This is a genomic window from Arcicella sp., from assembly GCF_964672035.1.
Genome location: NZ_CBABQS010000065.1, coordinates 1 through 14,862 on the forward strand (window position 1 = coordinate 1; position 14,862 = coordinate 14,862).

Sequence of the window (14,862 nt, forward strand, 5' to 3'; positions counted from 1 at the left end):
AGTAGAGGATTTGACCCTACTGTGCCAATTCATGAGATAATTGGAGCCATTTTACATCGTTTAAAAACAGGTTGTCAATGGCGAGAATTGCCAACGAAGCAATTTTTTAGCGGTACTATTTTAAGTTGGAACACTGTATTTTACCAGTCCTTGATGGTTTTAAAGCACTGATTGTGAGGTTTGAATTCTCAATCAGAAATTGGATGTCACTGCATTTTATGGCATTCTCAGTCATTTTCTTACGTAAAATCAATAAAAAAAAGAAAGTTTAAACAGCTTCAGTATCAATTTATTTATTCCAAATAAGTAATTTTTTATTAATTGTAGAAAAATTAGTTTTATAGCTACAAGAACTGTTTATCTTATTAAAAGAATTGAAACTGAAATTGCCGCTCAAATGAATGAGGTCTTGTCGGGTTCTATCATTACTCTTTCGTAATTTATTGTTCTAAATTTTGTACAAGATAATCTAAGTGATTTAGCTTCCGCTCAACTTTTTTGACGGTTCAAGATGACTCCACAGTCAATGAATGAGACCGATGCTTCGTTAGAACTAAAACATTTAATCCTTAAAAATGTCGATGTTGAAAACAAAAGAATTCTGAGAATTAGTCTTACCGAAAAGAAGTAAATTTATTAAATCAATCCCATTCAAACATAGATGAAGTTGAAAAAGGGCTTTTCGTAACCTTATCTGAAAATGATTTAGATACTTTGAGAGGATTAATCGGAAGTATTTTGCAAGCTATCAAATAAGAATGTGGCTAATGATTTCAGCATTTTTCATTAAATTTGCAAATAATCTGAACTCAAAACTTATACATGTACTCAACCCGAAATTTATCCGTAATTTCCTTTTCAATTTTACTGATTTTATTAGCGATAAGTTTTTATCACGGAATTCTATCCCCTCCCCCATTAATAACCTTCACAACTGACGAAAACTTCATTGGCGAATCTGGCATTTTTTTACTCTTCGGCATTACGCCAAGGGCTTTAGAATGGGCTGCCTTACCGAGTACGCTCATTGCCTACTTGATGTTTATCATTTGGTGCGGATTTAGCTTACTCAAAAATATTTCCAATATTCATGGCTTGCCAGATATTTTGACCATTTTCGATAAAAATGCTTTCTATTATCTAAATCACCGTGAAGAATTTGTGATTTGGGAAAGATGGATTCAACTATTTTTGATTGGATTTATTATTTTTAGAACCTTACAATTTATTCTTCACGCTAAACACCCTGTATTAAAACCAGAAATCAAGTTTATTTTAACATTTTTGTTCGTTTGCTCAGATGTAATTTGGGTTTCTGCTCCTTTAATTCGCCCTGAAGCTTTATCAGGAAGTTTATTTTTATATTTAATTATCAGAATATTATTTACGGAAAAAATAACGCCTAAAATTGCTACTACGTTATTGATTCTTTTCATCATTACGTTTACGCAAAGACTTATATTCATATTTTTTAGTCCATTTGTAGTGGGCGGTATTTTAATCAATCTTTGGCAACAAAAGATTCCATTTAAAACATACTTTAATCATTTGGGCGTGGTAATATTGGCACTTTTGGCTTTGATGCCTTTTATCATTACGGATACTTTTGTGGTTTTAAAATCATTTTTAGGTGGTGTTTTTACCAAAATCAACCACGATAAAATGGACACTTATTTTAATATGTCTTACATAAATAATTTTGTAAAAGAACCCATCAATCTCATTTTTTCATTTTTTTGCCTATTGGGAATGTGGTTTTTAGTTAAACTTCATACTTTTAAAGCGACTGTAATAATTTTTATCCTTAACTTTTCATTCATTCTTTTTTCTTCGCTAAAAGCAGCTCAGCTTTACAATACGCACACATTTCCGTTGTCGATGATGGCAATTATTATGATTACTTTTGGTTTATATGGCGTTATTTCATTCATAAAGCAAAAGCACAGGATATGGGTATTAAGTATTTTGACCTTGCTATTATTCACAAATACGATTTGGACCGTACAAAAAAACAAAGCCTCGGTAATAGGTCAACAACAAAATTTAGCGGATGCCATTGCTTGGATTAAGACCTTGAAAAATAATGAAAAAATACTTTTGTCCCTCGATTTTGATGGACTCATTCCAAAAAATAAAGTTTGTCTGATGCGTGAATACGAAGCAAATGCGAGTGAAACATATCGAATGAATAAATTGAGTAAACTATTAAAAATACCCATTTCGGATTCACTGGGCAAATTTACGTTGCCCATTTTAGCACAATCGTTTGCCTTTGAAGATGAAAAATTGTTCGATACTCAATATCAGGTTGCCTTGAAATTCGTTGATAGTGATTCGAGTAAACATTTCGACACGGATTATTTCTATGAAAATAACAGTAATATGAGTCACTGTTATGTAAAAAATGAAGCTTTAACTCGTTTCCGTGAAGGAAAATACGGTTATATCGTTTCACAAGAAAAATTACCTTCACTCAAACCCATAATGTCTTTTCTGAAAGGTGGTGGTGAAATATTTTGGGCGTATGATTTTAAAGCCACAACGAATTAATTTAGATTTTATCACAAAATCATGTTATTTCAAAATTTTAAACTTTCACAGATTCGTTTGTAAATTTGTCTTATGAATAAGTATTATAATTTCAAATATAGTCGTCAATTCTTAGGAATTTTCATCGTATTTATGGGAAGCCCTTTGATTTTTTTCTTCAAAGAGGTCTTAGGTTTTGGCGGAGGCTCCGCTTTTACGATTGCCAGTCTAATTTTAGGATTAGGGTTGATGGTGTCACCAGACGACATTTTTCGCAAATTCTATAAACCTTTTTTGCCCGCCTATAGGCTCGCATTTATCTATATGTTTATTATTCTGATAAATTTTTTCTTCATCAATCCATTTTATAGTTATACTGCTAACAGTTCTATCTTCTTTCGAGATTTAATAAATTATGCCTCGTACTTTGTCTTCTTTATTTTGCTTTTGAGCGTCTCAAATGAGGTGAAAGATTATTTCTTGCCGATTGTTGTTTGTCTTACATTTTTAGGAAGCATTTGTTTGATTTATTCGATGGCCACAAATGCTAATTTTATCATTGGTCAACGTGCTTCAGTTGTATTTGGCGATGGTACAACTACTGCCAGTGGTAATCCTCACGTGTACGCCAGAAACGCTTTTGCGGGTGTCTTCTCCTCTTATATCATGTTGAAAAATAAAAATACTTTGTGGAAATTATTCTCCTTAGGAAATATGATATTATCAATAATTGTGTTGGTTTTGACTCAAGCAAGGTCTATTCTGTTAGGATTTATCTTCACAATGATGATTTTTCTTTATTATAATGTATCGGCAAAATCAGTTAAAAATGCCTTTAAAAGCATCTTTAAGCCCCAAAATTTATTTTTGATTGCCTTATTTTTCGTTGGACTTATTTACTTTATCAGTACTCAAGCCAAATTAGTGTCAATTATCAATTTATATTACGATGCTTTTAGTATTACCTTCACAAAAGCTATTTTAACCGCTACGGGAATGGAAGATGCCAAAACCATCGACTACTCCGCACTGGGGAGGGTAAATACTTTTGGCGCATTCAAAAAAGTGTTATTAGAGTCGCCCTGGGATTTAGTTCTTGGGAAAGGCTACCGTTTCTTGTACATGGACATTCCCATTTTAGAAACTTGGATTGACTGTGGTATTATCGCTTTTTGGAGTTTTGCGATGATGAACTTAATACTTTTTAGAGAGTCATTAAGAGCTATAAAAGATGGTACAAATCAATTAACCACATTTTTAGGATACTTTTATATGTGTTATTTTGTAACGCTCTTCACAGGAGGAGAACCTTATGGAATTGCCTATTGGTATGTATTTCTTGTAATGATTCGTTTTTTAGGAATAAAATACTTGCAAAAAATACCCGTTCCGTTTCAAAAAGAAGAAAAAAATACTGCTCCCGCAATGACCGCATAAATGAAAATATTAATTGTTCACAATCAACTATGGGCTCACTATAAAGCAATCATTTTCAATGAGTTGCAGAAAATTATGAGTCACAACAAGTCTGACTCGTTATTAGTTGTGCAGATTGCTGCTGTCGAAAAAAGCCGAGTGAATTTAGGAGATTTAGATAATTCCATTCATCAATATCCTTATACACTTTTGCATGAAGGAACACTCGAAGAGATAAGTTTACTGAATAGAATTTCTGGAATTTTAAAGACAATAAAGGATTTTAAACCAGATGTGGTAAATCTTACGGGCTATTATGATATTGCTTCTTGGACTGTTTTATTTTATTGCAAATTAAAAGGCATAAAAACCGTTCTTTCAAACGAATCTACCGCCAATGACCATACTCGCAATGGCATAAAAGAATCTATTAAATCCCTGATAATCAAGCAATTTGATGGATATTTCAACTTTGGAACACGATCAGAAAACTATATTTTGTCCTTAGGAATTAGTGCAAAAAAGATGTTGGTCAAACGGAATTGTGTGGATAATAAAGCGCTAAAACAGATTTATTTAAAATATCTTCCTGAGCGAAATCGACAACAACAAATGCTTGAGATTTCACCCAAAAACTTCACTTTTGTGGGTAGATTAATTGATTATAAAAACCTTTTTCATTTTTTGGAAGCCTTTAACCTTGCTCAAATGAATTCTTCCAATAATTGGGGTGTCATAATTTTAGGTGATGGTGAATTAAAAGAAGATTTACAGCAATTTGTCTTCAAAAATAAAATTCAAAACATCAGCTTTCAAAATGGCGTTTCATGGCAACAAGTTCCTGAATATCTGGCACTTAGCGATGTTTTGGTATTGCCAAGTTATTCTGAGCCATGGGGATTAGTTGTGAATGAAGCGATGGCTTGTGGACTGCCAGTCATTGTTTCTGATCAATGTGGTTGTGCGATTGATTTAGTAAAAAACGGCGAAAATGGGTTTACTTTTTCACCCGATAATCAAGAACAATTGACTAAGATTTTATTAAAATTCATGAACAATCAAGTCGATTCTGAGCAAATGGGGCTTGTTTCACAACGAATTATTCAAGAATATTCGCCAGAAAATGTGGCCAATGAAATGTATAAAGGTTTTCAACAAATTAAAGGTGCTTCTTGAACCCTGATTTATAAAATGTCTTCCAAAAAAATAATTAATTCCATTCAGTTTCTAAGAGGTTTTGCAGCTTTGGCGGTAGTTATCCATCATACTGGCGGGTACGTGAAACGCTATTTTGTACCAACTTTATTGTTTAATGACAATTTTAGTATTGGTTTTGCGGGGGTGGATTTATTCTTTGTTATCAGTGGGTTTATCATTCACTTTACGAGCGAAAAATATTTAGATAACCCTTCCAAAATAAAAGACTATTTAAAAAAACGCTTTATCAGAGTTTATCCCATTTATTGGATTATTACAACAACCCTATTTTTATCAAGTTGGTTAATCGTTAAAATATTACATAAAAATATATTCAGCATTGGCTACCCAGAAACGGTTATAACCTATCTCAAAACTTACACATTATTCCCTTTACATTTTGCCATAAATCCCGTTACGTGGACACTTTCTTACGAGCTATTTTTTTATTTATGTTTCGCCATTTTAATAATCTCAAAGCGTCTCTGGATAGTACCAGCCATCATAATAGCCATTTCCTTTTATAACATTTTCATTGACATTTCAGAAATACCTGATATCAATTTTAATTACTATAATTTTGTTTTTAGTGGCTATAATTTTGAATTCATGTTTGGCTTCTTGATTTATCAGTTTTACGAAAAAATTAAATTATCTAATATAATATCCGTAATTTTGTTGATAGTTTCCATTAGCATAATTGTATTTTTTGGATATTCAGTGGGCGATTACGATTCTTATCAAAGGGTTTTAACCTTTGGTTTGCCCTCAGGTTTAATTCTTATAGGGTTACTAAATTTAGAAAAAAATAATGCTATTTCTTTTCCTAAGTTTACCATTATTTTGGGTGATGCCTCTTACGCTTTGTACCTGATTCATTTTCCGATGATGCTATTATTAAATAAATTACCCCAAATTTTAGGATACAATTTCTCGGCAAATCAAGAAGTTTGGTACAGTTATTTTATCATCATCGCCATCATTATTACCAGTGTATCTGTGCATAAATGGGTTGAAAAACCAGTGGCAAAGAAGTTAAATAATGTTTTAGCAGATTAAATTTTCCCTGCGAAACATAAAATCTATGGGCTTAGAAAAATGAAAATATTAAACATTTGTGGATATTCTTGGGACATTGGCGGTCCTCCAAAAATAATTTATGACCATGCCATCGTTCAAATGAAATTAGGGGCAGATGTGACCATTCTTACACCAATTTCAGCAGGTCAAAAGTTATATGCCATTCCAGAAGGAGCCAATATTGTTACTTGTAAACGTCATTGGTTTTCTAAATTTTGGGCTGAATTTTCGCCCGAATTATACCATTGGATTAAGGCTCATGGGAATGAATACGATGTCATCCATATTCATGGTGTGTGGCATTTTTCGGGGGTTGCGCCTTATTTGGCAGGAATTAAGACCGCAAAATGTATTACCATTCATGGATTGCTCGACCGTTGGACGATTGGAAAAGGCTATTGGAAAAAATATATTTTTGGGTTACTTTTTCAGAAAAGTATCTTGAAAAATACTGAATTAATTCAAATAAATAATTCGGATGAACGGGAAGATTTGAAGCGTTTTTTAGGCTTTGAACATCCAAATGTGAAGATTGTTCCTAACGGAATGAATTTGAACGACTTTGCGATTTTACCAGAAAAAAATACCTTTAGAAATCAATTTCAAATTCCGAAAGAGAAGCAGTTGATTTTGTTTATGAGCAGGATCAATTTAAAGAAAGGCTTAGATTTATTATTGCCAGCTTTTAAGAAAGTAGCTTCCCAAAGAAATGATTGCATGTTAATTTTGGCGGGACCAGATGATGGATATTTATCTGAAACAGAGAACTTTATCAAAGAAAACAGCTTAGAAAACCGGATAAAATTAGTTGGAATGCTAACGGGAAAAGACAAATTATCGGCACTTTCAGACGCTGATATATTTGTTTTACCCTCTCATTCTGAAGGTTTTTCCATTGCAACGTTAGAAGCATTGATTTCTGGAGTACCATCTTTACTTTCTGACCGTGTTGGTTTTGGTGAAACAATCCGAGAAACAAATGCTGCCCATTTAATTGAATTAAACGAAGACAGCATTGTGAACGGCTTGAATAAAATGCTCGATGACAAGGAATATTGCCAAACACTTTCAAAAAATGGCGTATCGCTGGTAAAAAATAGATATGATATTGAATTGGTAGCTAAGCAATTATATAGTGAATTTGAGAGAATAGTCAAAAAATAATTTTAATATAGAATCCTACATGCAAGACATTTCAGTCATAATCTTAACTTTCAACGAAGAAAAGCATATTGCCAGATGTATTAAATCGTTATCTACATTTACAGATAAAGTTTTTATCGTTGATTCAGGTTCTACTGATAAGACAGTTGAAATTGCTAAGAGTTTAGGAGCAAAAGTCGCTGTAAATCAGTGGGTTAATTACGCAACTCAATTTAATTTTGGCATTGAAAATAATCCATTCAAAACAAAATGGTTGATGCGAATGGATTCGGATGAATATGTTTTGCCCGAATTGTCGGATGAAATAAATAAAAACCTGTCTTCTACTTCCGAAGAAATTAGTGGAATGTATATTAAAAGAAGGGTTATTTTCTTTGAAAAATGGATTAAATATGGGGCATATTATCCGATTTGGTTATTAAGAATTTGGAGAAATGGACACGGCATTTGTGAGGAAAGTTGGATGGATGAACACGTTAAATTATTTCAAGGGAAAACAATCAAAATGGAAAACGATTTGGTCGATCATAACCTGAATAATATCACTTGGTGGACGCAGAAACACAATCTTTACAGCATTAGAGAAGTAATTGACATACTAAATATCAAATATAATTTTCGAGATTTTGTGGCGGTTGAACCTAAATTATTTGGTAGTCAAGCGGAAAGAAAACGATATTTGAAAGTAAAATATGCTTCGGTTCCTTTATTTACACGACCAATATTTTACTTTATTTACCGGTATTTTATTAGATTAGGATTTATTGATGGCAAACAAGGGTTGATGTGGCATTTTCTTCAAGGCTTTTGGTATCGTTTTCTGATTGATGTCAAAATTTATGAGATTTATCACCGAGTTGGGCGTGACAAACAGGCAATTATTCAGTTTTTCAAAACCGAATATGACAAAGATTTAACTAAATGAAAATAGAAACAGATTTATCGAAATTTAATAATGATTGGTATAATCCAGGAAATAAGATAAAAGTTATCCTTTGGTTTTTTACCAACAGCCTGATAATCAATAACTATTTACCGATTCCAGTATTTATCAAAGTTGGTGTGTTAAAGTTATTTGGCGCAAAAATTGGAAAAAATGTCATGATAAAACCAGCGGTAAATATCAAATATCCTTGGTTTTTAGAAATTGGAAATAATGTATGGATTGGAGAAATGGTTTCGGTTGATAATTTTGTAAAAGTAATCATTGAAGACAATGTCTGTATTTCCCAAGGAGCTTTGCTATTGACTGGAAATCATGATTATAAAAGAAGTACTTTTGATCTAATTCCTAAAGAAATATACTTAGAAAAAGGCGTTTGGATTGGTGCAAAATCAGTGGTTTGCGGCGGTATTAGATGTATGAGCCACTCGGTTTTGGCAGTAAATTCAGTTGCTACCAAAGACTTAAAACCTTACGTTATTTATCAAGGAAACCCTGCCCAAGCGGTTAGAGAACGCTTTATTTCTATTTAATAATTTTGGAATCTCTAAGTAATTGCGTAATTTAATTGAAGTTTTATTAAAATAATCCTTACTAACATAGTTTGAATATAAATTTTTACAATTTCAACAAACTACCATTTATCCTACAATGAGCAATTTTTTTTTAAATCTATATAACGATCGACTTTTTCAAGTCATTATCTCGACAATTGTTGCTTGTGTAACTTCCATCACGGCAATTCCCGTCATCATAAAAATTTCCAGATTAAAAAATTTGATGGCTGACCCTGGTGAGCGAAGTTCGCACGTTACCAAAACGCCTACCTTGGGCGGCGTTGCCATTTTTGCTTCCACCTTTATTAGTTATTTTCTCTGGGAAAATCCAGATGAAGGACAGCTTATTCATCTTTCCATTTCAGCCATTGTGGTACTTTTCTTTTTAGGGGTGAAAGATGATATTTTGGTCTTATCTCCCAAAAAGAAGATGTTTGTACAAGTAGCAGTATCAGGATTAGTAGTAATTTTGGCAGATTTAAGAATTGAAAATCTCTTCGGAATTTTCGGAATAAATGAAGTCCCATACGCCATGAGTCTTGCATTAACCATTTTTATATTTATCGCCTTAATCAATGCTATTAACCTAATTGACGGAATTGATGGCTTGGCAGGAGGTATTGGAATGATTGCGGGTGGAATGTTTGGCCTTTGGTTTTTCCTAAATGAGCATTTTGCTTTGGCTTGTTTAGCCGCTTCAATGTCTGGCGCTCTGCTTGGTTTCCTCAGATTTAATTACTCAAAAACATCCAAAATATTTATGGGTGATACTGGTTCATTAATCGTTGGTTTTTTATTATCGATGTTTGCCTTGAAATTTATTCAGTTAAATATTGAATACCGTTTCAATCCAAATGCTTCATTTTCAGCACCAATTTTAGCCATTGTCGTGTTAATTGTTCCCATTTTTGATACGTTGAGAGTTTTTATTATTAGGTTAAAAGACAAAAAATCCCCCTTTGTTGGTGATAGAAACCATTTACACCATATTTTAATTGACAGTGGCATGAGTCATTTCCAAACTTCTGTTATTCTGTGGTCTTTTACTTTAATATCAACAATTTTGTTTTTGAGTATTAGCAAAACAACGGATAATACCACCTCACTTTATATTTTGATTGTACTTTTTGCAATTTATATGTGGATTGCCCACATCTTAAAACACAATAATATAAATCGCCAAATGATAGGAGAAGAGATTGATTCACAAGCATCTGATAATACAAAAAATGAAAGTCAGCAAAGCGAACTTGCTACTTCTTGATGAATATGGTTATCATCAAAAAGGCTCTAAATTCATATTTTAGAGCCTTTTTTGATATTTTTATAGTGTCAATTGTTAATTCGTTCCTAATTTCTTTCCACTTTCTTGAAGTTTCTTTTCAATTCGTTGAAGAACTTTTTCACTATTTTTCAACTTATCCGCCGCCGCAGTATTTCCTGAATCAAGAATATTTTGCAAGTCATTTTTTATAATGGTCCATCGCTCTTTTTGTTGAACCAATGCATCGTAGTTTTGTTTTTCAGTGGCTGGATTGAAAGTACTATTATTTGATGCTTTTGAAATTTCATTCTCATCACCCGACCGATTACTTGATACTGTTTTGGATAAATTAGGTTCCGAAAATGAATTATTGGTAGTACTTGACTTTGGAGGATTACTCTCACTTTTTAATTCCTTAGTTGGAGTATTAATAAAATCATCGTTCTGTTCAGGAGAAATAGTCGTTTCCTTCTCACTTTCAAATTCTTTAGTGATTGTACTGTTGGCTTTTACTAATTCAAGCGAATCTTGATTAATAAATTTTACGGTATCTTCTACAACGGTATTCGTTTTGTTACCTACCAATAGATTTCCAAAATTCAACGAATTATTTTTCCACATCCATAATAATCCACCAACTATTAAGAATAATAAAATGGGTAGTATAATCCAAATCGGGTTAATTTTTGAAGATTCTTTACTTACTATTTTGGTATTAGCAATGGGAGTTGGGGAGATAACTTTCTGGTTATTAATTACTTCCATGACAACTATATTGTGAATATTTTCGGTTGCTCCATGATTAACGTTCGCAATTTTCAGAAGATTCTGACAAGAATTCTCTGAGCCGTGGCTTTCTTGAAGAATTTCATCAATTTCGTTATCTGATAAATTTTGACGCAAAGAATCACTACAAATTAACAATTTATCTCCTTCGTTAAGATTAAAACTGATAATTTCTAATTTTGACGGACGTGCCAAAAACTGTAATTTCTGAGCTTTTCTACTCAAATAACAGTGGGTATCGCTAATCCAATTCATCAAAGAAGTATCTCCTAATTCCCAAGAAACTTGAAGTTCATTGTCAGGATTTGCTTCCTTTGCGATTTTGGTACCAAACTGATAAATTTGCAAGATAGAGTCTCGTAATGCTCGATAAGTTGCCTCCGAATCGTTCGGATTGAGGGCATTTTCCACTGAATTTGTATCCATAAACTGTTCATACCCAGATAGTCGGTTTCGGGTGTATCATGTGTTATACCTGTTGTTTGCAAAAAATATGCCGAAAATGAAATTTTAACAATATTACGCCTAAATACTTAATTTGGTGAAAGACAATTTTCATACATATACTCTTTTAATTCTATCCATATTTACCTTAAATTTATTGAATTTTTTGATAAACTTTCCACGTTTCTTCCGTAAATTTTTCCCATGAAAATTGACTTGCCCTTTGAAGAGATTGCTGACCTAACTGATTTCTGAATTGACTATTTTGATAAATTTTTAACATTTGCTGACTAATTTCTTCATAATTGGTAGGAGCTACTAAGATTCCCGCTTCTCCGACTACCTCTGGAAGTGAGGTTGTACTCGAACAGATAACTGGTGTGCCACATTGCATGGCTTCGAGCGGAGGTAACCCAAAACCTTCGCACAAAGACATATACACAAAGCACAAAGCGCCTGAATAGAGTGCAGCAAGGTCTTCATCGGGTACATATCCCGTAAAAATTATTCTATTTTTAATCTGTGGAGAAACAGCGATTACTTCAAATATTTTATCAAAATCCCAACCTTTCGTACCGACTAAAACTAAGTTTAAATCCTGAATATTTTCTTGTAAAACCAACTCTGCAAAACTTTTAATAATGGTATCAATATTTTTACGAGGTTCTAAGGTTGAAATACTCAATAAATAAGATTGGTTTGTCGGAATGGCAAATTTTTCCAAGGTATTGTTAATAATATCTTGGTCTAAAACTGGATAAAACAGCGTTGCTGAAGCCGCCAATGGCACCACAAAAACTTGAGATTCATCAAGCCCCGAAATTTCTAATAAATCTATTTTAGTGGCTTCCGATACACAAACCGCATAGTTATCAGGTTTAAGTGATTTAATAATTTGATGAACCACATTATCCATTTTATGTTCAAAATATTGAGGATACTTTATTGGAATTAAATCATGAATGGTAATCAGTTTTTTAAGTTTTTTGAGTTCTTGAATCTGTTTCGGAATTGGGAAATAGGGGGAATGAAATAAATTTGTACTATCCAGAACTTTATCTTGATAATGACTTTTTGATGAATAGAGTTGGTAAAAAAGACGTTTTATCGCTTTTTGTGGCAGTGAATTAAAAGGAAACAAAGTAAGTATTTGATTTTGAAAGTTGGCAATTGAAAGTTGGGATTCAGCATTTAAAAATTGAATTTCTTGATTTTTAACATGTTCGCTTAGGTATCCAATGGTTGCCAATAAATCCAAATTATCAACAAAAATAACTTCCAATTCCGAGGAAATAGTGGGCAATAAAGTAGCTAAATTTTCTACTACTCTAAAAACGCCTGTCCTTGCTTTTTGATGGTAATATCCCTGACCTAAGAGTGAAACATCTAATATAGTTTTCATATTTTGCTAATTTCTGATACCAACTGCTTCTCATGAATTGTTTCAGAAATTACATTCCAAACTTTGTCATATTCCAATTCAGAGCAAGGTTGCCCTTTTTTGAAGATAAACTTTGCATTTAATTGTGATTCAAAACCGCCAGAGTAGGGCATATAGTTTTCAAAATCACCTAATTTTCCAAATAATAAAAAACCAAAAGTTCCAACAGCGTTGGCAAAATGAGCGGGGCCACTATCAATTCCTATAAAAAATTGGGCTCTTTTGATCACTTCTGCGGTTTCAAGTAAACTCAATTTTCCGCAAAGATTATAGTATTCTGAATGATAAACTTCTAAGGTGCTTTTCAAGCCGATTTCGATGATGTTACAATCATATACATTCATTAAACCCAGCACTAATCTTTCCCAATAATATACCTGCCAGTCCTTCGGTGAATAATTGGAATGGCAATGAACTACGATCGTTTTCTTGGGAAAATGCATTTTATCTACTTTATTTTCAACTGATTTTGGGATATAAATTCGAGGGGATTCAGTCAAAACGGGCAATCCTCCTACTTTCGCAAATACTTTCAATATGTTCCCATGATTAAAGTAATTATCGGTTAGAATATTAAGTGACTCTGCTAAAGGGTTTTGAAGGGTCTTTTTTAAGTGAGGATACCTTCTCAAACCCGATAAATGGCAATTATAAAAATGATCGAATGAGTTTTTTTTCGATAGAAGCATTGAGAAAAACACACTATGTTCTTCAATAACTACATCAATATTGGGGTTATAATCTAATAATTCTCGGTAAGATTTATTGACAATCCAGTAAACCGTTGAGTTAGGATACATTATCTTTAATTCCCTCGAAAGTGGTTCACAAGCCACAATATCCCCAAAATGTTCGGCTAAAAGAACACATATATATTCACGTTGCGGATTCAACAACTTACTAATTTTAATAAGTAAATAGGTATGTGCCCATTTATATATCGACAAAAGGATATCCAAATATTTATGGTATCGATATGTCCAGATTTCAATAGTACGATTAGAAAGCATAGATTAGAAAATTAGGGTATAGTTTAGTCAGGTATATAAAATTTAAGCTACTAAGTTTAGCAATTTTCTAAAAGGATATTGTAACGCTTTCCGCACTCGTAAATATGGCTTCATCTTAATTACTTTGATATAATAACAGGGAAATTGACTATAATAATCATTAAAATTATCCTTTAATTGTTGTGCATAATACTCAAATAGCGGAATAATATCTTTTCTATTTTCAAAATTTGAACGATTTTGATATTTTGAAACTTCATAGGGCTTATTAATTCCGTATCCGCTAAAATGGAAGAAAATAAGCGGTACATCATTGATAAAAAACTTTCCTTGCTTTTGAGATACTTTACGTTCGTGAAGATTCCAGTAAGCAACATTATAACCATAATATTTATCAACAAACACATGGTCTCGGAAGAAAATTGGCACAAAAATCATCCAGTGTTGATCCACAAAAAGCCCATTACAAAGGTCAATTCGACAGTCTTTCTTCAGGCGTTCCATCCACCAATTTATCATATCCGAACTACTTTTACTTCGGCTGATTGCTACGAATCCTAAATTATACAAGCCAGTATTGAGATGGTCAATTTCTCTGGTCTCAAATTTATCATTTATGGGCGAGGTAATGTGGGGCGTTAATACAATGCTATAGTCGTCGAGTTTATCCTTTAGGGGTTGAAGGCTATCAAAAACAATAATATCTGGGTCAAAATAAATGATATTTTTTACTTCTGGTCGATTTTTCAAAAAATAGTCAAAATAGAATGGTTTTACGGCTGTGTTAAGTTCAGTTATATCGTATATTTCACACATTTCTTCCAAACAATTCATGCCGATTTTATCAATTTGTAATAATTGAAAAGGAGGAATTTTATCAGATTCAAGATTTACTTTATCTAATTTATCCACCAAACCAATCACAAATTCAACCGCTGGATTCGTTTTTTGGAGCGACTGTCCCAGTGTTTGGGCTTGAGCTAAATAATTAATGGAACACAATGTGAAAGCTAAGGTCATAGAATTTTTAA

Annotated in this window: 12 protein-coding genes; 8 read left to right on the plus strand and 4 right to left on the minus strand. The window is 32.7% G+C overall.

The window, feature by feature from the left end:
• The first annotated feature begins 822 nt into the window (after window positions 1-822).
• The 8 genes from AC1W31_RS15530 to AC1W31_RS15565 all read left to right on the plus strand — a co-directional run bounded on the left by AC1W31_RS15530 (window position 823) and on the right by AC1W31_RS15565 (window position 10,150).
• Window positions 823-2,550 carry a hypothetical protein gene (locus AC1W31_RS15530; RefSeq protein ID WP_481735394.1) on the plus strand — a complete coding sequence of 576 codons (1,728 nt, stop codon included), beginning with the start codon at window positions 823-825 and terminating at the stop codon, window positions 2,548-2,550.
• 72 nt (window positions 2,551-2,622) lie between these two features.
• Window positions 2,623-3,966, plus strand: a complete 1,344-nt coding sequence (locus AC1W31_RS15535) for a hypothetical protein (RefSeq protein ID WP_481735395.1) — start codon at window positions 2,623-2,625, stop codon at window positions 3,964-3,966.
• Window positions 3,967-5,121 carry a glycosyltransferase family 4 protein gene (locus AC1W31_RS15540; protein ID WP_481735396.1) on the plus strand — a complete coding sequence of 385 codons (1,155 nt, stop codon included), beginning with the start codon at window positions 3,967-3,969 and terminating at the stop codon, window positions 5,119-5,121.
• Between the two features lie 15 nt (window positions 5,122-5,136).
• Window positions 5,137-6,201, plus strand: coding sequence for an acyltransferase family protein (locus AC1W31_RS15545; RefSeq protein WP_481735397.1), 1,065 nt, complete (start codon window positions 5,137-5,139; stop codon window positions 6,199-6,201).
• A gap of 39 nt (window positions 6,202-6,240) precedes the next feature.
• Entirely contained in the window at window positions 6,241-7,386 is a 1,146-nt protein-coding gene (locus AC1W31_RS15550) for a glycosyltransferase (protein WP_481735398.1), read from the plus strand.
• Between the two features lie 19 nt (window positions 7,387-7,405).
• Window positions 7,406-8,311 (plus strand): glycosyltransferase family 2 protein, encoded by a 906-nt coding sequence (locus AC1W31_RS15555; RefSeq protein WP_481735399.1) that lies wholly within the window; start codon window positions 7,406-7,408, stop codon window positions 8,309-8,311.
• Complete coding sequence (locus tag AC1W31_RS15560) at window positions 8,308-8,862, plus strand: WcaF family extracellular polysaccharide biosynthesis acetyltransferase (RefSeq protein WP_481735400.1); 555 nt, start codon at window positions 8,308-8,310, stop codon at window positions 8,860-8,862. The genes AC1W31_RS15555 and AC1W31_RS15560 overlap by 4 nt, the downstream gene beginning before the upstream one ends.
• A gap of 118 nt (window positions 8,863-8,980) precedes the next feature.
• On the plus strand, window positions 8,981-10,150 hold the full coding sequence (locus AC1W31_RS15565; RefSeq protein WP_481735401.1) for a glycosyltransferase family 4 protein: 1,170 nt from the start codon (window positions 8,981-8,983) through the stop codon (window positions 10,148-10,150).
• Window positions 10,151-10,225: 75 nt separating this feature from the next.
• Here the strand turns inward: AC1W31_RS15565 and AC1W31_RS15570 are convergent, their stop codons facing one another.
• The 4 genes from AC1W31_RS15570 to AC1W31_RS15585 form a co-directional block, all read right to left on the minus strand.
• Window positions 10,226-11,362, minus strand: a complete 1,137-nt coding sequence (locus AC1W31_RS15570) for a hypothetical protein (RefSeq protein WP_481735402.1) — start codon at window positions 11,360-11,362, stop codon at window positions 10,226-10,228.
• Between the two features lie 172 nt (window positions 11,363-11,534).
• Entirely contained in the window at window positions 11,535-12,782 is a 1,248-nt protein-coding gene (locus AC1W31_RS15575) for a glycosyltransferase family 4 protein (protein WP_481735403.1), read from the minus strand.
• Window positions 12,779-13,831, minus strand: coding sequence for a glycosyltransferase family 9 protein (locus tag AC1W31_RS15580; protein ID WP_481735404.1), 1,053 nt, complete (start codon window positions 13,829-13,831; stop codon window positions 12,779-12,781). The genes AC1W31_RS15575 and AC1W31_RS15580 overlap by 4 nt, the downstream gene beginning before the upstream one ends.
• Before the next feature lie 42 nt (window positions 13,832-13,873).
• Window positions 13,874-14,851: a glycosyl transferase gene (locus AC1W31_RS15585; RefSeq protein WP_481735405.1), complete on the minus strand. Its 978-nt coding sequence runs from the start codon at window positions 14,849-14,851 to the stop codon at window positions 13,874-13,876.
• Between the last annotated feature and the right edge of the window lie 11 nt (window positions 14,852-14,862).